Annotated in this window: 23 protein-coding genes, 1 tRNA gene and 1 pseudogene; 13 read left to right on the top strand and 12 right to left on the bottom strand. The window is 56.3% G+C overall.

Features of this window, described 5'->3' with window-relative positions:
* Window positions 1-27: 27 nt before the first annotated feature.
* From thiL to ACP4CD_RS10460, 5 genes are all read left to right on the top strand, one after another.
* The gene (thiL, locus tag ACP4CD_RS10480; protein ID WP_426994507.1) at window positions 28-696 is read left to right on the top strand and encodes a thiamine-phosphate kinase; all 669 of its coding nucleotides are present in this window, start codon (window positions 28-30) and stop codon (window positions 694-696) included.
* Window positions 693-968: a hypothetical protein gene (locus ACP4CD_RS10475; RefSeq protein ID WP_426994506.1), complete on the top strand. Its 276-nt coding sequence runs from the start codon at window positions 693-695 to the stop codon at window positions 966-968. The genes thiL and ACP4CD_RS10475 overlap by 4 nt, the downstream gene beginning before the upstream one ends.
* Window positions 952-1,467 carry a phosphatidylglycerophosphatase A family protein gene (locus tag ACP4CD_RS10470; RefSeq protein ID WP_426994505.1) on the top strand — a complete coding sequence of 172 codons (516 nt, stop codon included), beginning with the start codon at window positions 952-954 and terminating at the stop codon, window positions 1,465-1,467. Before ACP4CD_RS10475 ends, ACP4CD_RS10470 begins: the two co-directional genes overlap by 17 nt.
* 104 nt (window positions 1,468-1,571) lie before the next feature.
* On the top strand, window positions 1,572-2,372 hold the full coding sequence (locus ACP4CD_RS10465; RefSeq protein WP_064028963.1) for a GlcG/HbpS family heme-binding protein: 801 nt from the start codon (window positions 1,572-1,574) through the stop codon (window positions 2,370-2,372).
* A 180-nt stretch (window positions 2,373-2,552) separates the two neighbouring features.
* Complete coding sequence (locus ACP4CD_RS10460; RefSeq protein WP_426994504.1) at window positions 2,553-3,059, top strand: HEAT repeat domain-containing protein; 507 nt, start codon at window positions 2,553-2,555, stop codon at window positions 3,057-3,059.
* A gap of 223 nt (window positions 3,060-3,282) precedes the next feature.
* Here the strand turns inward: ACP4CD_RS10460 and ACP4CD_RS10455 are convergent, their stop codons facing one another.
* The 5 genes and pseudogenes from ACP4CD_RS10455 to ACP4CD_RS10435 form a co-directional block, all read right to left on the bottom strand.
* A complete protein-coding gene (locus tag ACP4CD_RS10455) occupies window positions 3,283-3,618 on the bottom strand; it encodes a glycine zipper 2TM domain-containing protein (RefSeq protein WP_426994503.1) in 336 nt (111 codons plus the stop codon).
* Window positions 3,619-3,792: 174 nt separating this feature from the next.
* Complete coding sequence (locus ACP4CD_RS10450; RefSeq protein WP_157197878.1) at window positions 3,793-3,954, bottom strand: hypothetical protein; 162 nt, start codon at window positions 3,952-3,954, stop codon at window positions 3,793-3,795.
* Window positions 3,955-4,197: 243 nt separating this feature from the next.
* Window positions 4,198-4,776 carry an ANTAR domain-containing response regulator gene (locus ACP4CD_RS10445; protein WP_064028969.1) on the bottom strand — a complete coding sequence of 193 codons (579 nt, stop codon included), beginning with the start codon at window positions 4,774-4,776 and terminating at the stop codon, window positions 4,198-4,200.
* A 100-nt stretch (window positions 4,777-4,876) separates the two neighbouring features.
* A pseudogene (locus ACP4CD_RS10440) lies at window positions 4,877-5,263 on the bottom strand (MFS transporter); the annotation flags it as partial.
* 2 nt (window positions 5,264-5,265) lie between these two features.
* Complete coding sequence (locus tag ACP4CD_RS10435; protein WP_426994502.1) at window positions 5,266-6,255, bottom strand: MFS transporter; 990 nt, start codon at window positions 6,253-6,255, stop codon at window positions 5,266-5,268.
* A 490-nt stretch (window positions 6,256-6,745) separates the two neighbouring features.
* On the opposite strand from ACP4CD_RS10435, the gene nirB reads away from it, so the two are divergent.
* Both nirB and nirD read left to right on the top strand, forming a co-directional pair.
* Window positions 6,746-9,286 carry a nitrite reductase large subunit NirB gene (nirB, locus tag ACP4CD_RS10430; protein ID WP_426994501.1) on the top strand — a complete coding sequence of 847 codons (2,541 nt, stop codon included), beginning with the start codon at window positions 6,746-6,748 and terminating at the stop codon, window positions 9,284-9,286.
* Window positions 9,286-9,621, top strand: a complete 336-nt coding sequence (gene nirD / locus ACP4CD_RS10425) for a nitrite reductase small subunit NirD (protein ID WP_064028975.1) — start codon at window positions 9,286-9,288, stop codon at window positions 9,619-9,621. Before nirB ends, nirD begins: the two co-directional genes overlap by 1 nt.
* A gap of 28 nt (window positions 9,622-9,649) precedes the next feature.
* Here the strand turns inward: nirD and ACP4CD_RS10420 are convergent, their stop codons facing one another.
* From ACP4CD_RS10420 to ACP4CD_RS10400, 5 genes are all read right to left on the bottom strand, one after another.
* A complete protein-coding gene (locus tag ACP4CD_RS10420) occupies window positions 9,650-11,377 on the bottom strand; it encodes a DEAD/DEAH box helicase (protein WP_426994500.1) in 1,728 nt (575 codons plus the stop codon).
* Window positions 11,378-11,496: 119 nt separating this feature from the next.
* Complete coding sequence (locus tag ACP4CD_RS10415) at window positions 11,497-12,471, bottom strand: COX15/CtaA family protein (protein ID WP_426994499.1); 975 nt, start codon at window positions 12,469-12,471, stop codon at window positions 11,497-11,499.
* Complete coding sequence (locus tag ACP4CD_RS10410; RefSeq protein ID WP_426994498.1) at window positions 12,468-13,319, bottom strand: HDOD domain-containing protein; 852 nt, start codon at window positions 13,317-13,319, stop codon at window positions 12,468-12,470. The genes ACP4CD_RS10415 and ACP4CD_RS10410 overlap by 4 nt, the downstream gene beginning before the upstream one ends.
* 11 nt (window positions 13,320-13,330) lie before the next feature.
* Window positions 13,331-14,002, bottom strand: a complete 672-nt coding sequence (locus ACP4CD_RS10405) for a YgfZ/GcvT domain-containing protein (RefSeq protein WP_426994497.1) — start codon at window positions 14,000-14,002, stop codon at window positions 13,331-13,333.
* Window positions 14,002-14,259: a hypothetical protein gene (locus tag ACP4CD_RS10400; protein ID WP_426994496.1), complete on the bottom strand. Its 258-nt coding sequence runs from the start codon at window positions 14,257-14,259 to the stop codon at window positions 14,002-14,004. The genes ACP4CD_RS10405 and ACP4CD_RS10400 overlap by 1 nt, the downstream gene beginning before the upstream one ends.
* Window positions 14,260-14,321: 62 nt before the next feature.
* Between ACP4CD_RS10400 and ACP4CD_RS10395 the strand changes: the two genes are divergently transcribed.
* The 3 genes from ACP4CD_RS10395 to ACP4CD_RS10385 are packed head-to-tail and all read left to right on the top strand — an operon-like array spanning window position 14,322 to window position 16,824.
* Window positions 14,322-14,759, top strand: coding sequence for a protein YgfX (locus ACP4CD_RS10395; RefSeq protein ID WP_064028986.1), 438 nt, complete (start codon window positions 14,322-14,324; stop codon window positions 14,757-14,759).
* An 8-nt stretch (window positions 14,760-14,767) separates the two neighbouring features.
* Window positions 14,768-15,622 (top strand): HDOD domain-containing protein, encoded by an 855-nt coding sequence (locus ACP4CD_RS10390; RefSeq protein WP_426994668.1) that lies wholly within the window; start codon window positions 14,768-14,770, stop codon window positions 15,620-15,622.
* Entirely contained in the window at window positions 15,622-16,824 is a 1,203-nt protein-coding gene (locus tag ACP4CD_RS10385; RefSeq protein ID WP_426994495.1) for a diguanylate cyclase, read from the top strand. Before ACP4CD_RS10390 ends, ACP4CD_RS10385 begins: the two co-directional genes overlap by 1 nt.
* Window positions 16,825-16,884: 60 nt before the next feature.
* Here ACP4CD_RS10385 and ACP4CD_RS10380 read toward each other — a convergent pair whose 3' ends face one another.
* Window positions 16,885-17,610 (bottom strand): hypothetical protein, encoded by a 726-nt coding sequence (locus tag ACP4CD_RS10380; protein ID WP_231883666.1) that lies wholly within the window; start codon window positions 17,608-17,610, stop codon window positions 16,885-16,887.
* Window positions 17,611-17,896: 286 nt separating this feature from the next.
* On the opposite strand from ACP4CD_RS10380, the gene ACP4CD_RS10375 reads away from it, so the two are divergent.
* The 3 genes from ACP4CD_RS10375 to ACP4CD_RS10365 all read left to right on the top strand — a co-directional run bounded on the left by ACP4CD_RS10375 (window position 17,897) and on the right by ACP4CD_RS10365 (window position 19,921).
* Complete coding sequence (locus ACP4CD_RS10375) at window positions 17,897-18,508, top strand: tetratricopeptide repeat protein (protein WP_426994494.1); 612 nt, start codon at window positions 17,897-17,899, stop codon at window positions 18,506-18,508.
* 194 nt (window positions 18,509-18,702) lie between these two features.
* Window positions 18,703-19,794: a redox-regulated ATPase YchF gene (gene ychF / locus ACP4CD_RS10370; protein ID WP_426994493.1), complete on the top strand. Its 1,092-nt coding sequence runs from the start codon at window positions 18,703-18,705 to the stop codon at window positions 19,792-19,794.
* Between the two features lie 50 nt (window positions 19,795-19,844).
* Window positions 19,845-19,921: transfer RNA gene (locus tag ACP4CD_RS10365), tRNA-Met, on the top strand.
* Between the two features lie 14 nt (window positions 19,922-19,935).
* Here the strand turns inward: ACP4CD_RS10365 and ACP4CD_RS10360 are convergent.
* Window positions 19,936-20,769, bottom strand: a complete 834-nt coding sequence (locus ACP4CD_RS10360; protein WP_426994492.1) for a tyrosine-type recombinase/integrase — start codon at window positions 20,767-20,769, stop codon at window positions 19,936-19,938.
* Between the last annotated feature and the right edge of the window lies 1 nt (window position 20,770).

Raw genomic sequence — 20,770 nt, 5'->3', positions numbered from 1 at the left:
GCGCGGTGGCGATTTCTTGGGTGGCTCATGCCTGAACGACTAGGCGAATTCGATCTGATTCGCCGTTATTTCGCGGCGGACGCGCCGCGCCATCCTCACAACAAACTCGGAATCGGCGACGACTGCGCGCTGATGAGTCTGCCGCCCGGCCAGCACTTGGCGATCACCGCCGACACCATGGTCGAAAACGTGCATTTCTTCGCCGATGCCGCGCCCGAGGATTTGGGTCACAAGTTGCTGGCCGTGAACCTCAGCGATTTGGCGGCGATGGGTGCAGAGCCGTTTGCGGTGACCTTGGCCTTAACCCTGCCTAAAGTGGAGCCGACTTGGTTGGAAGCGTTTTCGCGCGGTTTTTTGACGCTGGCTCGCCGCTTTAACGTCGATTTGATCGGCGGCGACACGACATCGGGACCGTTGACGCTGACCGTGCAGGCGATGGGCACGGTGCCGAGCGGGGCGGCGTTGACCCGCTCGGCGGCCAACGTCGGCGATTTTGTGTATCTGAGCGGACCTGTCGGCGATGCCGGGTTGGGTTTGAAGATCAAGCAAGGTTATCGCTGCGCGTTCCTGAAATCCCACTACGCTGTTTTCATCGGCCCGAGCCTAGAGTCGAACTGGGGTTGGCGTTGCGGGGCATCGCTCACGCCTGTATCGATATTTCCGACGGATTGGCCGCCGATTTGGGGCATATTTTGACGCAAAGCCGGGTCGGCGCCTGTCTGGACTGGTCGGCCTTGGTGTTTTCCGATGCGATGGACGCCTATTTGGCCGAATCCGACGACTGGCGGCTACCGCTCACCGCCGGCGACGACTACCAACTCTGTTTTACGGTGCCTCCGGATCGGTCCGCCGCGCTACCGGCCGGTTGCCGGAAAATCGGCGTCATCGAAGTCGAACCCGGTCTCCGTCTGCGCCGCGACGGGTCTATCGAATTGTTGGAGTTTACCGGTTATGAGCATTTTCTTTAGAGCGTCCTACGGTAAGGCTGGCTTATCGGCCGGCGACATATTGCGCGATGTCAGGCTGTGGCTGGCGTTCGGTTTTGGCGCCGGCTTGGTCAAGCGCGCGCCGGGTACCTTCGGCACGTTGGCGGCCTTGCCGGTTTACGCGGCCTTGTTGCAAAGCGGTTTCTGGGGCTACTGGTTGGCGACTGCGGTAGTCATCGCGGTCGGTATTCATTTGTGCGATTACGCCGCCGCGCGCCTGCAAGTTCACGATTTCGGCGGCATCGTTTGGGACGAAATCGCCGGCTTGTTATTGGCGATGGCCTGGGTGCCGTTTTCGTGGCGGAACTTGGCGCTGGGTTTTGCGTTGTTCAGATTTTTCGACATCGTCAAGCCTTGGCCGATCGGCTGGCTGGATCGTCGCGTCCACGGTGGTTTGGGCATCATGTTGGACGATGTCGTCGCCGGGTTGTTCGCGGCGCTAGTATTGGTGTTGTGCGCGCCGTGGATGTCGCAATATTAGCGCCAGCTAAACCGTTAGACAGGATGGCGGGCCTTTGCTATAAATAAATTCCCGCTCAACGCGCGGGGCCATTCCAGAATAATCAAATAACGAGAGAAGCAACTATGAAAACAAAAAAACTGTTGGCCTTAAGCCTGGGTAGCGCCGCGCTGGTATTGTCCGCGCAAACCGTTTCCGCGGCTTGCAGCGACGTTTCGCGCTCGGCGTTGACCGACGCGATCAGTGCCGCGGAAGCCGCAAGCACTGGAGGTTATGGACTGAATATGTGGGTGACCGTGGTCGACGAGACCGGAAAGGTGTGCCACGTCGCCACCAGCGGCACTACCGGCTCGGCGGCAGGTAACTCCGAATGGCTGGGCAGTCGGGTCATTTCGGCTCAAAAAGCCTTTACCGCCAACGCCTTCAGTCTGGACGGCTATGCCATTTCCACCGGTAACTTGTACTCGGCGGTGCAGCCTGGCGGCAGTCTGTACGGTCTACAGCACAGCAATCCGGTTGATGCCAGCCGGGCTTACGCGGGCAGTCCGAATGCCTACGGTACTAACAGCGATCCTTTGAAAAACAAACGGGTCGGCGGCGTGAACGTATTCGGCGGCGGATTGGCTATCTATAGTGGTGGCCATAAAGTCGGCGCAATCGGCGTCTCCGGCGATACCTCCTGCCGCGATCATGCCTACGCTTGGCGGGTTCGCGAAGCATTGGGCATGCATCCGGCCGGTACCGGCATCACCACGTCCAACATGAATGCCGCCGGTACCGCGCAAACGGCGTTGACCGGCGCGGCCAAGGGCGACGAATTGATTCTGACTGGAACCGGCGGCTATTGGGACGCCTGGTCGCAGCCGGCTTGCCCGAATTCCACGCCGACGGCAACGACGGCCAACGGCACTTTGCAAGCGCCTTGATTGCTTGAGGCAGGTGCCGCGCGACCTGCCGCCATCGGCGTGAGAGTGTCGCTAGTCCTGGTTGGGGCGTTGCTTATGGCGCCTTATCTCGCATTGGGCCTGTTGCCGATTTGGCAACAGGTCCGCGTCGTTCGGCCTTGCCCGGCGGCGGGAGGGGTTCCAATTCAGGCGTCCCGGTCCATGCCGGACTTGCACCAGCTTGCTTCGTCAGCCGAATCCGGCGGTGGAGCGTCTACCCCGGAGCAGATCGCCGAAGAAGAGAGTGTCGACCTCGAACAGGTGGAAACCGCCAGACAGTGGCTCGGCGATCACGATCCCGCGCAACGTATCGCAGGCGCTCAACAACTGGCGGCCTATCCGACTCCGGAGGCCGGTCGTTACCTTTTGGTGGCCTTGCGGCAAGATCGAGTCGGGGAGGTCCGTGCGGCGGCGGCGGAAAGTCTGGGTTATTTCGATCAACCAGCGCTGCCGGTCTACGATGCCTTGATAACGGCGTTGCGCGACCCCGAGGAAGCGGTTCGATTCAATGCCTTCAGCGCCCTACAAACACTGATGGATAAGCTGGTGGACCAGCCCAGGTTGCTGGCGCGACTGCAGGCAAAATTAAAACAAACCTTGAAGTCCAAGAAACTGCCGGCCGATAGCCGTGTAGCGGTCGACAGCTATTTGCAAGATCAGTCGCCTTGACAGCCGTGTTGTCCGGCTGTCTGGCGGGGCGAGAGGTGCGAGTATTTCGGCCGAATTAGGTCAAGCAAAATACGTAGTAACTGTAGTAAAACACGATAAAAAACAACAGTACGTTCAACAGTCTCTCGACGGCCAAATGCCCGGCCGATACTTTGGATGTTTTAGTTTTCAAGACTCCCTCCCGAACTTTAGTGCCGCGAACGCGGTTTTGATCTATCAAGGCTTAGCGGCCGATGCCGTTGCCTATCCACGCGCCGGCGGCAGCGCCCAAACCCGCGCCCAGCGGGTCACCCTTGCTGATTTCGTAGCCGACCGCGCTACCGAGCGCGCCGCCAACCAAGCCTTCGGTCGAACGTCGATCATTGCTTGGATTAGTGCCGGGCATTTGCGCGTAACGCGGTTGTAATGCGGGAGCCGGGCGGTAAACGTGCTCCACGACGACCGGCTCGCGATGATGGTGACCGTGTTTGCGGTGCCCGTGCCCGTGCCCGTGGTCGTCGGCCATCGCAAAATTAGGAAAAACGAATCCGACGCAGACTACCAGCGTGGTTTTCAACATGATGACTCCATTTCAAGATTGTTAAGGAAAAGTCTAGTCACGCAAGCTGAATCCCGAATGAATAAACCATTAGGAATCGATTAAAACTAAAGAGGCTTGGCCGATAGGTCGGGACTGTTTACCGAATTTCGCTTCAATGTACACGAAAGTCAAAAAACGTGTTAGCATTTTTGCTCAGTTGACAGGTGGCTGTTCAACGCCATCATTTTCAGCGATGTCAAACGGTGCGACCGATTTTTTGGCGGGCTTGATGGTAGCGAATCGATTATACTGCAACTGTTCCGGTGCCTCGTTTTTTGCGGCGGCCAAGCTGCTGCGTAAACGTTTGGTTTTCAATGATTTCTAGGAGCTGTTCATGTTGATAAGTAGTCGAAATCGAGTAGTTGCGGGAATTAGCCGGGTAGTGCTAGTGGTGGCGGGTGTCTTATTGATATCACTAGGTTTGTCTCCCAGTATTCGGGCCGATAATCTATCGGAGCCGCCATTCGGCGGGGCGGGAGTCGGGTGTCCAACCAGTTTCCGGTAAGGCGATACGCTGAGCAAGGAGACTAGCGTAGTTCTCGGCTCGTAGAGGTGATTCTACTTGAACAGTTCGGCCATCGAAATCACGTTCTTCGCCATTTCGCCGATTGCCATGTTGCGGTCCATCGCCAATTTACGCAAGGCATGGTAAGCCTGTTCTTCGCTAAAGCCCTGCGATTTCATCAGGATCGCTTTTGCGCGGTCCACCAGCTTGCGATCTTCCAATTGGGTCTTGGTTTTTTTTAATTCGTCCTTGAGCGCCTGATGTTCCTTGAAACGGGCGATTGCGATATCGACGATGGATTTGATGCGTTTCGCTTCCAGGCCGTCCACAATGTAAGCGCTGACGCCGGCCTTGATGACTTTGTTGATGGTTTCGGTTTGCTGGTCCTCGGCAAACATCACCACCGGCAACGAATAGCTCTGATTGATTTCGACGATGGTTTTCAGAATCGGCTCGGTAGGGGTGTAAAGATTGAGTACCACCACGTCCGGGTGCAAGGTTTGCACGATGCGCAGCATATCCAACTCCTGCAGCTTCAACGTGGCGACTTCGCAGCCGTGTTGGCGTAGCGTGCGTTCCAGTACGCGGTCGCTGTCGAATTCGTCCACGACTAAGACATTCAACGCTGTCATCGTCAATCCAGCTCGATTTGTACCAAGCTGCCGTCCGGCATGATTTCGGTGATAAAGTTTTTGGTTCCCTCAGAAAATAAATCAACCCGAGTAGGATCGCGCACGCGCCGCCCAACATCAGAAAAAAGCTGAATGTGGAGACGAAAGTCAGCAAGATTAGAAACACGATGGCGCCGGCATTACCGTAAGCACCGACGATGCCGGCGACTTCGCCGGTGATCGAACGCTTGATCAACGGCACGAACGCAAAGATGGCGCCTTCGGCCGCTTGCATGAACACCGAACAAATCAACGTGACGGCCACGCTCAAGGCGATGGACCAGTCCGGCGAAATCCAGGCCATCGCCAGATAGCCGACCGCAAGTCCGGCCACGAACAGCGTCAACGAGAGTTTGCGGCCGATCTTGTCGCTGAGCCAGCCGCCAGCCGGCCGGGCGACGACATTGGTCACCACGAAGCTGGAGGCCAGCAGGCCGGCATCCAACATGTCTATGCCCTGGGTCTCGTGAAAGGTATGGAAAAAAACATCGGTAACATCGATAGCACCGCCAATTTGGACCCGAACGTGACCAGATACGCGATCGCTAGTATGAACACTTGCTGGTAGCGGTAATGGTGGATGCTGGGAATGGGGGCGCTCAGTTTGTCGGCGTTGTTGTTGACGAGTTGATGAGCATGAGCCAGAAACAGCAGCCACACCGTCAACTGGATTCCCAGATGCCAAGTTAAGCTTAACACCGGCGTTGCCGGTGTCGCCAGCTTCCAGGCCAGCAGCGAAATCGTCGCGTACAACGGTATCAGGCTGAACATGTACAAAAACAGATCGCGGATGCTGGAGACTTCCATCGCCAGAGGTCGGCGGGTTTTCAGGCCGGCCAATTCCGGAGGCAAATTCTCCACGCTAAAGTAATAAACGATCGAGTAAAGCAGCGCGATTGCGCCGGTTAGCGCCACCGCGTAGCGCCAGCCGTGCTCGGCGCCGAAATAAAACGCCAGGCCCGGCAGAAAAATGGCCGCGAATGCCGAGCCGAAATTGCCCCAGCCGGCATAAATACCTTCGGCGGTGCCGACCTGGCTGGCCGGAAACCAGTCGCCGATGATACGCACGCCAACCACGAAACCGGCACCGATAAACCCTAGCAAGAATCGCGACCAAGCCAATTCGGCGAAATTGTCGGCGGCGGCGAACATAAAGCACGGGATGCTACAAACCGCCAATAACACGCTGTAGCTGATTTTTGCACCAAACCGGTCCACCAGCATGCCGGTCGCGACTCTGGCGGGAATCGTCAGCGCCACGTTCAGTAGCAACAAAATGTCGATTTCGGTTTGACTGATGCCCAGGTCTTGCTGAATCAAAACCAGCAGCGAAGCATGGTTAAACCAGACCACGAAGCTGATGAAAAAGGCCATCCAGCTCATGTGTAGCACTTTGGCCTTGCCTTGTAGCGACAGTAACTTGAACGGCGTAAAAGTCATGAAAGATCCGAACGATTGAATTTGGGTAAGCGGAAAGCAGATTGCATGCCAGCGACTTCAACGAGTCAAGACGGTTGCGGTGTTGATACGGCCGCGCGACCGTGTGCTCAAGCGATAGACGGAGAGGGAAGCGTTGGACGTTGGGCATGGGTCTTGGTCAATCGTGGGCCAGTTTGGTGCGAATATTTTGTTGGTTTGCATTGTTTGGGTGCGCTGATCGTCGCGGTCGAGCGCCGTGAATTTTATAAAATCGTTGTAAATCAATAGAAAGAGAGTTGTGGCATGGAATTTGATTGATACTAGTCAAGTCTCGTCGTTGGACTTGCCCCCGTATTAGACCTGGACAAAGGCGTCCTGCGCGAATGATGTTAATCATTCGCCAGGGCGCCTTTTTTTGGCCTGAACAAAAGTTTCCACGACGACTGTACCCGAGTTCGTTCGCAAAGTGAGCGGATTCGGAGCAATTCAGCCCAATTAACAGGAGTCGCGGATGAGCACGCAACAAACCTTGGTCGTGATCGGTAACGGTATGGTCGGCCAGCATTTTTTAACCGGCTTGGTCGAAAGCGAAATCGCTGGCCGCTATCGCGTGGTGACGTTTTGCGAGGAGCCGAGGCCGGCTTACGATCGGGTGCATTTATCGGCCTTCTTCGCCGGTAAGACCGCCGACGATTTGTCGCTGGTCGAGGCGGGCTTTTTCGAACGGCACGGTATCGAGATCCATTTGGGCGACAGAGCGATCGGTATCGATCGCCAGCGGAAACACGTGATTTCCGCAAACGGCCAGATCATCCAATACGACAAACTGGTCTTGGCGACCGGTTCCTATCCGTTCGTACCGCTGATCGCCGGCCGGGATCGCCCGCGTTGTCTGGTGTATCGCACGATAGAAGATTTGGAGGCCATCAAGGCCGCCGCCGCCGAATCCCGAATCGGTGCCGTGATCGGCGGCGGGTTGTTGGGATTGGAAGCGGCCAAGGCTTTGAAGGATTTGGGCTTGGAAACCCATGTCGTCGAATTCGCCTCGCGGCTGATGGCGGTGCAACTCGACGATGGCGGTGCCGCGATGTTGAAGCGGAAAATCGAGGCCTTGGGCGTCGTTACCCATTTGAATAAAAACACCACCGCGATCATCGACGGGGAAACGGCCTTGCACCGGATGACCTTTGTCGACGGCAGTCATCTGGAAACCGATATCGTGTTGTTTTCCGCCGGGATTCGGCCGCGCGATGAGATCGCCAGTGCCTGCGGTCTGGCGGCCGGGTCGCGCGGCGGGATTGCGATAGACAATCAGTGCCGGACTTCCGATCCGGATATTTACGCGATCGGCGAATGCGCGTGCTGGAATGGCCAGATCTTCGGTTTGGTCGCGCCGGGTTACGCGATGGCCAGAACCGTGTTGGCCGACTTAGCCGAGGCTGACGCGGCCTTTACCGGTGCCGACATGAGTACCAAATTGAAGCTGATGGGTGTCGATGTCGCGAGCATCGGCGACGCTCAGGCCCGGACGCCCGGTGCGCTGGTCTACAGTTATCAGGACGGCGCCGGCGAAATCTATAAACGGTTGGTAGTCAGCGCGGATAACCGGCACTTGCTGGGGGCGGTGCTGGTCGGCGACGCGGCCGATTACGGCACCTTGCTGCAATATTGTTTGAACGGTATCGAACTGCCGGCGCAACCGGATACGCTGATTTTACCGGCGCGCGGCGATGCGCCGGCCGGACTCGGCGCGGATGCCTTGCCGGCCAGCGCCCAAATCTGTTCCTGTCACGACGTTAGCAAGGGCCAAATTTGCGACGCCGTCGCCGCCGGTTGCGTCAGCATCGGCGATTTAAAAGCCGCCACCAAGGCAGCCACCGGCTGCGGCGGTTGCAGTGCCTTGTTGAAGTCGGTGCTGGATAGCGAACTGACCAAACTCGGCGTCGCGGTCAGCACCGATCTTTGCGAGCATTTTCCGCATACTCGCCAGGACTTGTACCATTTGGTGATGGTCGGCCAGATCAAGACCTTCGACGAGTTGTTGGACCGGCACGGACACGGCTTGGGATGCGATGTCTGCAAGCAAGCGGTCGGCTCGATCTTGGCCTCGTATTGGAACGACTACATATTGGAAAAACCGCATGTGGGTTTGCAGGATACCAACGATACCTTTTTGGCCAACATCCAAAAAGACGGCACTTATTCGGTGGTTCCGCGCATCGCCGGCGGCGAAATTACCCCGGAAATGTTGATCGTGCTCGGTCAAATCGCTAAAAAATACCGTTTGTATACCAAAATCACCGGCGGTCAGCGCGTCGATTTGTTTGGTGCCAGGGTCGAGCAATTGCCGGCGATTTGGCGGGAGTTGATCGCGGCCGGCTTCGAGTCCGGTCACGCCTACGGCAAATCGCTACGCACCGTGAAGTCCTGCGTTGGCAGCACTTGGTGCCGCTACGGCGTCGACGACAGTGTAGGGCTGGCGATCGAATTGGAAAATCGCTACAAAGGCTTGCGGGCGCCGCATAAAATCAAAATGGCGGTGTCCGGTTGCACCCGCGAATGCGCCGAAGCGCAGGGTAAGGACATCGGCGTGATAGCCACCGAGAACGGCTGGAACTTGTATGTGTGCGGTAACGGGGGGATGAAACCGCGCCACGCCGATCTGTTCGCGACCAATCTGGACAGGGAAACCTTGATTCGCTATATCGACCGGTTGCTGATTTTTTACGTGCGCACCGCCGCGCGTTTGCAGCGTACCTCGGTGTGGCTGGAAAACCTGGACGGTGGCTTGGCTTACTTAAAAGAGGTGGTGATGGCCGACAAGCTCGGGATCGCCGCCGATCTGGAGCGGCAAATGCAGCATGTCGTCGACACGTATCAATGCGAGTGGAAAACCACGCTGGCCGACGAAAGCCACTTGAAACGCTTCCGGCACTTCGTCAACAGTGATTTGGGCGACGACGATGTCGTGTTTGTCGAGGAACGAGGTCAAATTCGGCCGGCCGATCCTGACGAACGCAAGCATTTTAAACTGATCGAGGAGGCTGCCTGATGAGCCGTTGGACAGAAGTATGCCGAGTCGAGGATTTGCAAGCGGACTCCGGCATTTGCGCCCGCTTGGCCGACCAGCAAGTCGCGTTGTTTTTTCTGCCCCGTTTGAACGCGGTGTTCGCGATCGGCAACCGCGATCCCTTCAGCCAAGCCAACGTATTGTCGCGCGGGATGGTGGGCGACATCGGCGGTGAGCCGATGGTGGCCTCGCCGATGTACAAGCAGCATTTCAGTCTGCGGAGCGGGATTTGTTTCGAGGACGCCGCAGTGCGGGTACCGGTATTTCAGGCCCGCATCGAACAAGGCCGGGTTGAAGTCAACAGTTCGGCGGACTGACCGGGGGGAGGTCGGTCCGCCGCTGGGGTCATTCCTGCGGTTTGGCGCGTTTCGACGGCGAACCGACCCGCTTTTTGCTTTTAGCCTTCTTGATGGCTGCCGGGTCGAAGTGGGAGATATTCAGCGGCTTGCCGACGACCCGGACCTTTTTCAGCGCTTGAAACAAGTCCTTGGGCATGCCGGCCGGCAATTCGACGGTGCTATACGTTTCCTCGATTTTAATCCGGGCGATATGTTCGCCGTCGATGCCGGTTTCGTTCGCGATCGCACCGACAATATTGCCCGGTTTGACGCCGTCGTTACGGCCGATTTCAATTCGGAACAATTCCATTTCGACTTGACTGGCGCCACGGCCGCGTTCGCGCTGCGGGCCGCGCTCGCCTCGTTCGCGCGGTTTGTCGTCGGTCGGCCGGGCCGGTTTTTTTCCGGAGTCCTTGAGTAGCAGCGGGGTGTCGCCCTGCAGCAATTGCGCCAGCGCGGCGGCAATGTCGATGGCCGGCACGTCGTGTTCGACTTGGTACTGATTGATCAGTTGGTGGAAAAAGCTCAGTTCCGCCGACGCGAGTGTGTCGGTGATCCGCTGTTTAAAGCGGATGACGCGGGCATTATTGATAAACTCGGTGGACGGCAACTGCATTTCCGCGACTTTCTGGCGGGTGGCTTGTTCGATGTTGGCCAGCAAACGTTTTTCGCGCGGCGAAACGAATAGTATCGCATCCCCGGCGCGGCCGGCGCGGCCGGTGCGGCCGATCCGATGCACATAGGATTCGGTGTCGTAAGGAATGTCGTAGTTGACGACGTGAGTGATCCGGTCCACGTCCAAACCGCGCGCGGCCACGTCCGTGGCAATCAATATGTCCAGCTTGCCGCTTTTCAAATGATCGATAGCCCGTTCACGCAAGGCCTGTGACATATCGCCATTGATCGCGGCGGCGGAAAAGCCGCGCGCTTCCAATTTTTCGGCGACTTCGACCGTGGCGGTCTTGGTGCGGACGAAGATGATCATACCGTCGAAATTCTCGGCTTCCAGAATCCGGGTCAAGGCATCCATTTTGTGTTGGCCGTTGACGAAGCAATAGCGCTGGCGGATGTTCTCGGCGGTCGTGGTTTTGACCTTGATCGTAATTTGTTCGGGCTGATTCAGATAGCGCTGGGCGATTTTGCGGATTTCGGCCGGCATCGTCGCGGAGAACAGCGCGGTTTGTCGGGTCGGCGGGGTTTGCTCCAGAATCCATTCGACGTCGTCGATGAAGCCCATGCGTAGCATTTCGTCCGCTTCGTCGAGCACCAGCGTCGTCAATTGGTCCAGCTTTAAGGTACCGCGCCGCATATGATCCATGACCCGGCCCGGCGTGCCGACGATGACATGCGCGCCGCGATTCAGTTGCCGCAATTGGCTGGTGTAGTCCTGACCGCCGTAAATCGGCAATACGTGAAAGCCCTTGATATGCGCCGCGTAGCTTTGAAAGGCTTCGGCGACCTGGATGGCCAGTTCTCGGGTCGGCGCTAGCACCAAGGCTTGCGGGTCTTTTTGTTTCAGATCGATTCGGGTAAGAATCGGTAAAGCGAAGGCGGCGGTCTTGCCGGTACCGGTTTGGGCCTGGCCCAACACGTCGCGGCCGGACATCACGAAGGGGATAATTTGGGCCTGAATCGGCGAGGGGGTTTCGTAACCGATGCCCTCTAGAGCTTTAAGAATGGGGTCGGATAGCGCTAGATCTTTGAAGGAAGGCGTGGCGGCGGGGGTTTCGGACATTAAATTTACCTGTGGAAAAAAGAGATCGCCCCGGTTGATACCGGGTCACTCGACCATTGTACCTCAGTTTGCCGGGTTTATTTTTAACTTATTGATAATTTGGATAAAACGTCCACGGATTAGGCCGGGCGCCCAGAGGCGTATTTCAGACAAATCCAAATGAAAAATTGAGCGCCGAAAATCAGATTCGCCATCAGCAAATGTAGCGGTTGGGCGGCCGCCGGAAAACCCAGGCGATCTAGGCTCACGCCGGCCAGAATCGCGGTTACGATCAGAACGCACAGGGCATAGGCCATGCGCCGCAACAGACTGCCGGGCGAGGTGTGCGCGACGATTTGCCAGGCCAACCACAGATTGGTGAACAGGATGACCGACGAGAACGAGCGGTGTACGTAAAAAATGATGGGAAAGCTATCCCGCCAGAATTGGCGATCGATATAGCTGTGCTGGTGCGCGATGAAATCCACCGATTCCCTGACTTGGGTTCCCATCGCAACCTGTATTAAGGTCATGCCGATCGCGATTTTCAGCAAGAGCGCGAATCGCGGGGTTTGCCACCCGCCGTCCAATTGCGCCAACAGCGGTTGTTGCGAGCGGGCGATGGCGTAGATCAACAATGCGACAATGCCCAGCGCTAACAACATGTGCAGGGTGATCATCAACGGCTTTAAATTGCTGGCGACGACGGCCGATCCCAACCAACCCTGGAAGCCCACCAGCAGCAACACCGTCACCGCCAGATAGAAGATCCCCTTGTCGCCTTTCAGGTAAATGCGCGAAGCCCAGGCGGTCAGCAATATCAGCAGGCCGGTGCTGGCGCCGATCAAGCGATTGGTGTATTCGGTCCAGGTTTTTACCGGGTTGAAAGTGGTGTTCTCGTAGCCGCGTTGGGCATAGATTTCGTGATAATTGGCGGGTAACTGTGCTTCGTCGGTCGGCGGTACCCATTGGCCGAAGCAAGTCGGCCAGTCCGGGCAGCCCATGCCGGCACCCGAGGCGCGAACGATGCCGCCGACCAGAATCACGAAGTAGACGGCAAAAATGGTTAATGTGCCCAAGCGGCGAAAGCGGGCGGCGGCAAGCGGGTCTATCATCGTGATTTAAAAAATAGGGATTGAGCTAATTCGATTTCTTCGGACACGCCTTCGATTTCGAGAATTTCGGCATCGCCGGCCAGTCCGAGCTTGGCGAAGGCCGGTACGGAATGCCAATCGACCCGGCAGGCCGGGTGGTCGGTGCCGGCCACGCTTTGCAGAAACGCGACTTGCACTAAATCGACGTAATCGGCTTTCGGACCCGCGTCGCGTTGAAAGTCGACGTATTCGGAAGGCACCGGTTTAAGTTCCTCGGGAAAATGCCAGGTGTCCATGATGATTTTGCCGACATGGGGGTGGGCTTTTTCCAATAACTTGTCGAGGCGGGACGGACTGTCGCGAAATTCGGGGATATTCTCGACCAGACTGAGTATCGGCAACTTGCCGATTTGGTGTATCAAGCCGGCCAGCATGGCTTCGTCGGCGTTCAGATGCGGGGCAAAACCGGCCAGTGCCCGGCAGATCGCCGACACGTTGACGCCTTGCTCCCAGATCGTTCGGAAGTAACTTTCCAGCAAGGCCGATTTGGGGGCGAACATTTGTTGCATGATCAGGCTGGTGACTAAAGTTCGGATGGTGTTGTTACCCAGGCGAGTCACCGCCATCTGGATATTTTTGATTTCCATCGCCCCGCGATAGAGCGGGCTGTTGGCGACTTGTATCAAACGCGCGGAAATCGCCGCGTCGGTAGCAATGATCTCGGCCAGACTTTGCGCGGTCACGTCGCCCTTGCTGACGGCGTCGCGAACCTTGATCGCCACGTCCGGCAGGGTTGGCAGCACCAAACGATTGGCGTCCAGTTCCGCTTGGACATGGGCTAAAAAGTCGTTGACGGATTTGAATTGCATGATGCTGTGCCCTATTCGGCGAGGATTAAACTAAGCGGCGTCTGATGTTCGTCGCCAAGTATAAAGCGTTTTGATTCGCCTTCAAGCGCGTGTAATACCAGTAGCAAGCGGGTGTCGCCGTCGTGAGCGGAGCTCAGCACGCTGCCGACGGTTTGACCTGTGTCGCCATCCAACACCGGTGTACCCGGTGCGATCGTCAATTCGCCGGCACAGCCGCCAACAAGCAATTGCCGTTTCACCTTACCAAGATAATGGCTTCTGGCGACGATTTCCTGGCCGGTGTAACAGCCTTTGGTGAAGCTGATGCCGCCGAGGCCGTCGATGTTGAGCATTTGCGGCAAGTGTTGTTCGGATTGAGACGCATCGAACCAAGGCAAACCGTCAAGCATATCCTGGTAGCGCCAATCGGTTTCAGGTCGGCTAATTAAGTCTGTTAGTATGGCGCTATCGTGCTTTGCCAAGATCAAAAACCGGCGGTGGCCGGGCAGTTTGACTATCGTTAGCGGTGCGTGGCCGACCGACCAATCCTTCTCCGGCAACGGAAGCGAGTGGAATTCGTGGCCGGCTGCAATCGTCAGCCCGGCGACGCTTAGACGGTCGCTGGCGTCGCCGAGAGTCACGGCGGCGCGCAACACGTATTTGCGCAGTTTTTCGATAACCGGGGTGACTAGCGAGGTTGGCATTACCAACCAATAGCCGTTGGTTTTTTTATCGCCAGCAAGGTACTGATGACCCGACCCTTCGCGTTGCAAAAAGCCGCGATACTGGCTTGGGTTTCGCTGATCTGCTGAATGTCGCACGTCAGCTGACCTTGCAAAAACCGGGCGCTGTCGGCGCCGATGACCTCGATCGCGGCTAGCCCGGTGGCCGGGTAAAGAGTGGCATGCTCGTCACGCGGATCAAGATTGTCGGGCAGTTTGTCGATCGTATCGGTGTTCATGTTTAAGTTTAAAGGTGGCTTCCGCTATTAGTTTACCGTAGCCTGATCGCGAGATCGTTTTAATGAAGCGAAATTTCGAACCTCCGTTGCAGTTTGCCGTCCGCGAGTCGCGATCGGCGCTCAAGTTGTTGTGTGGCCTGCACGCCGCGGCACTGTACGCTTGCTTTGAGAACGGCATGCCGTTGGTCTATCGGTTGGCGGCGGCCGGCTTATTGATTTTGACGGCGGTTAACAGCGGGGTGTTTCGAAAAACACGGCCATTTTTTCTGCGCTATACTCCGGGCGGCGGCTGGGAAATATCGGCGGACCTTGAAGCATTTCAGCCGATACGAATCGAATCAACTACGGTGACAACTCGGATGCTGACAATTTTGCATTATCGGACGGATGGCGGAAGTGTCGAGAGGTTGCCGATTTTTCGGGATGCACTGCCCGAGAACGACTATCGCAGATTGGTCGTCAGTCTAAAAATTTCCGGCTTTTCGCGAGATAGACGCTAGTGAATGCGATGGAAACCTTGCAGTTGCAAGTCGGGGCGCTAAAAAATTTGCCGGTATTGCCCCAAGCCAGTTTGCAAATTTTGCAGGCGATTAACACGCCGGATATTTCCATTGACCGCCTGGTCGCGGCGCTTTCGACGTCGCCGAGTTTAGTGGCCCGCCTGTTGGGATTGGCTAATTCCGCGTATTTTTCGCGAGGTAAGACGACTACCGACATTCGGAGCGCGGTGTTTCAGGTTTTGGGGCTGGATTTAGTCAAGGGCTTGGCGTTAGGGGTCATTTTTAACGTCCAGTTCGATACCGGTAAATGTCAAACTTTCGAAAGCGACTATTTTTGGATGCGTTCCCTGGTCACGGCGGTCGCCGCGCAAAAGCTGGCCTCGGAAATAGGCGCGCTGCAACATTTGGCGCCGTCTACCGTATATACCAGCGGCTTGTTATTGGACATCGGTATATTGGCCTTGGGATTTCTGGCGCCGGATCAACTTAACCAGATCTTTATCGCCGCCGAGCGTGGTCCGGAACGAGTGACCGATTTGGTCAGCGGTCAGTTTGGTCTCAGTCATTTTCAAATTGGCGAGGCCTTATTAAAAAAATGGCATTTGCCGGAGTTGTATCAGTCGGTTTTGTCTCAGTATCAACGCCACGATGATGTCGGGCAGGAGCAGTCGTTGTTGGATTTGTTACGTCTTTGTCGACGGTTCAGCGCGGAGTTCGCCTCTGGCGTCGAATTCGAGCCGGCCGCTTATTTGCAGAATTGTCAGGCGTTGCGGTTGCCGATCGAGACGTTGAACGCGATAGCCGAGCAGTTGCTGGAAAGCCGGGTGGCAATGCAGCAATTGGCCTACGTGATGGGGAACTGATGGCCGACAATAGTTATGGTTCCGGGACGAACGGCGGTGCTTACGGATTCGGCATGCACGATCTGGTGGTGGACTTGTTCAACGCGCTTTCGACCGTTAAAGAACTGTCGGAAGTCAGCTATCAGGCCGACGATGAAAAACAATTGATTCGCCGGGCCTTGGCCAGTTTGATCCAAAATCAGGACATGGAACGTTGTTCTTTTTTTGCGGTGGACGGCGATGGCTGGTTAACCAATGTGGTCGGCCTGAGTTTTGTCGAGCTGAACTTGCCGGAGGTGCCGGCCGGCGACACGACCCGATTCAAGGTCGGGGACGGCGTGATCGGTTTGGCCGCTTCGACCGGGCAATTGCAGTATTGTCAGAACTGCCTCGAGGACGAACGCTTCAGCTCGGAAAGCGACAGCGCCGCGATGCCGGGTTCGTTGATCAGTGTGCCGGTGTTTACTTGCGACGAGCAATTGATCGGGGTCTTGAACGTTTCGCATCCGCTGCCGTATTTCTTCACCGATTGGCATATGCGCTTGCTGGAAATCTACAAGAACATGTTGGGCCAATTGATAACGACTCGGCGATTGCTGCGACAAATGGATCAGCAGATTGCGCTAAGAACCTCGCAATTGGAGTCATTGGTTGCCGAGACCAAGCAACTCAAAGACCATTTCGCCAGTATGTCGATGCTCGACCAACTGACGGGATTGCACAATCGCCGCTACTTTTACGACCAAGTGGAAATCGCAATTTCGCATCACAAGCGCTACCGGAACAGCTTCTGCCTGCTGGTAATGGATATCGATTTCTTCAAGCGCATCAACGATCTCTACGGGCACTTGTTTGGGGATGAAGTTCTGGTAGGGGTGTCCGAAGCACTCAAAAAACTGGTCAGGGCTAGCGATATCCTGGTTCGGTTTGGCGGGGAAGAATTCGTGCTGGTATTCACCAATACTTGCTGCGAGGGCGGCTACGCGTTGGCGGAACGTATCCGGCAGGAAATCAAGACCTTGCGCTGGCATGTCGGGCTGGAATCGGTCAACGTGACCTTGAGCGTGGGTTTGCATTGCGTCGATAGCGGTTACCACGATACCCACGAAGCCATCGATATCGACGACATCATTCATTGCGCCGACTTGGCGCTTTATCAAGCCAAAACCAGCGGCCGGGACCGTATCGTGGTGTACTCCAACGGTTTGACCAAAGACGGTTGAATTCGCCGCGGCAATAAAAAAGGCGCCGGTTAAGCGCCTTTAACGAGTGCCGGCCTGGCGCTATTTTACTTTCAACGAACCGCCGGTACCCAAACCGTCTTGTACGTCTTGCGCTTTATAGTTGCGTACGGCGATGACCATATTGTTGTAAGCGTCGAAGAATGCCGCCGCGATGGCTTGGCCTTCCGGCGTGCGCGAGAAGGAACTGACACCGCCGCCGACCCCGCCTCCGAGCAGATAACCCCAGCCGCCGATACCGGCGGCCGCGGAAAAATTGGTATTGTTGGCGGTCGCGCTGCCAGAGGAAATCGCGACTTGTACCGTCGAACGGATATCCGTCAAGGTCAATGCCACATCCGAGGTTCTGGTCTCCACCGAGTTCGACAAGGCGCCAGCGGCCGCGCCCAGCGCGCCCAGGCCGGCCGCGCTCAGACCAATGCCGACCAGACCGGCGCCGATGTTGTTGCTATTGCCGCTCGTGGCTTCGTTGGCGACAATGACTTGCGGATCGAGCAGATAATCGGCGGCGACGCGTTGGCCTTTGTGTTGCTTGGAGCCTGAGCGGTATTCGCCGGAGTCGCGCTGTTCGCCGGTGATTTCATTGATCAGCGCTCGGGTGGCCCTATTACCGATAGAGGTCAAAACAAAGCAATTCGATTGTTGCACCGCCAGCCGAATCAACGGCTCGACCGTAGTGACGTTGCTGGAGCCGCTGAAACGGCCGTCGGCGACGGCCAAGGTTCCCAGCGGGGTAGTGCAACGCTCCAAGGATTTATTCGCATTCACACTGGTTGCTCCCCCGCGGAACCGGTTACCATTTGGCTGCTGCCGCCCGTTTGCAATCCCGCTTGTTGCGTGGCGCAGCCGCTTAGGGTCGCCATGACAGCCGATAGCCAGATTTTGTTAGTGGGCCGTTTGCTCATAAAAACTCCTCAGTTGTGTGGGTCAATTCTCTTTGAAAATACACGGGGGTGAACGTGAAAACCAGTTGTCTAACGCGCCGATTAGCAAATAAGATAGGCCGGCATGATAGCTCAAGTTAGAAACTAACGCGATAACGAGACCGACAAATATGAAAGCATCGTTCTGGATAGCAATTCTATGGGAAATCGCGACTTTGCCGGGGTGTACACAGACGCCGCCGCCGGTTGCAAACGTCAACACCGTTACCATTTGCGACGAAAGCGGTTGCGCCGACCGGCCCAGGAATTACGCAAGCTTCGACCCGGCCAAACGCAGTCCGGAGGAGGAAGCCGCCAATCAGCGGATGGCCGATCTGGAAGCCCTCGCGGAAAAAGACCCTTCCGCCGCCTACGATTTAGCATTACGGCTATTTCGCGGTGACGGCATCAAGCAAAATACGCATAAATCCGTGGAATGGATGCGCAGCGCCGGCGAGCGCGGGCATTTCGAAGCCCAGAAAGCGCTGGGACGTTTGTACTTGACCGGCTTGGGCGAAATGGGGTCGGACCCCGGCGAGGCCGAAAAATGGCTGAGCATGACCGCGAGCAAGGGCGACAAAGAGGCGCGTACGCTGCTAAAGGAAGCTACCCACGCTCGGCAAACCTTGCAAAGCAACTACCGCTATTGGGATCGCTGGCGTTCGACCTTCTATAACTATTGGTCTAGCGGATATAACTATCACTGGCGCTGGGACACCGGGCGTTGGTATTACAACTACTAAGCGTTATAGGCGGCTATTGCCGTCATTGTTTTCGTGGCGACCGCTTAAATCCAGTGGCTTTCATCCGGAGACTTGGCATCGAGATACCGCGTTTGTTCTGGTGTTTGCTGGCCCATTCCTTGCTATAATTCCGGGTTTTTCGTACTCCGGCCCCGCCGGGTTTCATCGACTCTCATCACTGCTGAATTATTGCCATGGCACTTCATTGCGGAATCGTTGGCTTGCCCAACGTCGGTAAATCGACTTTATTCAATGCGTTGACCAAAGCCACGATCGCCGCCGAAAACTATCCCTTTTGCACCATCGATCCCAACGTCGGCGTGGTCCCGGTCCCCGATCCGCGCATGGATAAACTGGCGGAAATCGTCAAACCCGAGCGCATACTGCCGACGACGATAGAATTCGTCGATATTGCCGGACTGGTGGCCGGTGCGTCCAAGGGCGAAGGCTTGGGTAACCAATTTCTGGGAAATATCCGCGAAACCGATGCCATTGTTCATGTCGTCAGATGTTTTGAAGACGACAACGTTATTCACGTGGCGGGCAAGGTCGATCCGATCGGCGATATTGAGGTGATCAATACCGAATTGGCATTGGCCGATATGGCATCGGTCGAAAAAGCATTGCAGAAAGCGGCGAAAATCGCCAAGTCCGGAAACAAGGACGAATTGGCCCGAAAAGAAGTGTTGGAGCGGGTGTTGGAACAATTGAATCGGGGTGAGCCGGTCCGCACGCTCGGCTTGAGTGACGATGAAGTCAAGTTGATCAAGGAGTTATGCTTGATCACCATCAAGCCGACTCTATACGTCGCCAACGTACAGGACGACGGTTTCGACGATAACCCGATGCTGGATCAAGTCAGGGCATTCGCGGAAAAGGAAGGCTCCTCGGTTGTCGCGGTCTGCGCAGCAATCGAAGCCGAGATCGCTCAGCTCGAAGACGAAGAGAAAAAGGAGTTTTTGCAGGATCTGGGTTTGGATGAACCAGGGCTGGATCGCGTCGTTCGCGCCGCCTATCAGTTGTTGAATTTGTCCACTTATTTCACAGCCGGCGTCAAGGAAGTCCGCGCTTGGACGATTCCCGTGAACGCGACCGCGCCGCAAGCCGCGGGCGTTATCCACTCCGATTTCGAAAAAGGCTTCATCCGGGCCGAAGTGATCTCTTATCAAGATTTTGTCAGCTACAATGGCGAACAGGGCGCTAAGGATGCTGGAAAATGGCGTTTGGAAGGTAAAGAGTACAAGGTGCAAGACGGCGATGTCATGCATTTCCGTTTCAACGTTTGACACAAAAACCAGCTTGTCATACACTATGCGGCTCTTGAGTTGATGTCAGTGGCGACATAGCTCAACCGGTTAGAGCGCGGGATTCATAACCCCGAGGTTCCAGGTTCGATTCCCGGTGTCGCCACCATTCTTTTCAAGGGTTTAGCGTATTTTCGAGATCGTTGCTTTTTTGGGCTGCAACTCGTTTGCAACGATCCCGTTAATATTGCTGGCGAATTCCTGCAAGTGGTCCGGCGCTAGGTGTGCATAGCGTAGCACCATGTCATAACTCGCCCAGCCGCCCAGTTCTTGCAGCACGTTTAACGGCGTCCCGGCTTGGACGTGCCAGCTTGCCCAGGTGTGGCGCAAGCCGTGCCAAGTAAAGCCTTCTATCCCCGCGCGTTTCAGCGCTTCTCGCCAAAATTTCGTGCCGGCTTTTTCGACCGGCTGTCCACGATAGGTAAACACCCGCGTGGTGTGTTTGCCGATCTGCTCGCGCAGGACGTTGATCGCGTCTTGATTGAGCGGCACGCGGATGGTTTTGCCGGCCTTGGCTTGGTCCGCGTGTATCCAGGCGATTTTGCGCTGCATGTCGATTTGCGACCATTCCAAGTGCGTGACGTTGCTTTCGCGCAGGCCGGTGGCTAGCGTGAACTGCGCCATCGACCGCTGATGCGGCAACAGTTCCGCCATCAGTCGCGCGGCTTCTTCGTGCGTTAACCAGCGTAGCCGCCCGGTGCGCTCTTTGAAGCGCGGGATGTGCGGCACGCTGTCTATCCACTTCCACTCTGTCATTGCTTTACGTAGCACCGCTCGGACTAGTTCCGTGGTGCGATTGACGCGCACCTTGCTGGCGACTTTCAGCTTGGCCTGGATAATGCCTTCAATCACAGTTTCGTCAATTTCGTCCAGATACAGCGCTCCGAGGTGGCTATCCAGCCACTTGAAGTGGTAGCGGTCGGTATTGATCGACTTTTTTCTGATTCGTTCAGCCATT

It is taken from the genome of Methylomonas stagni (assembly GCF_050154735.1).
GTDB classification, from domain to species: Bacteria; Pseudomonadota; Gammaproteobacteria; order Methylococcales; family Methylomonadaceae; genus Methylomonas; species Methylomonas koyamae_A.
This window is presented reverse-complemented; position numbering and strand designations above follow the sequence as displayed.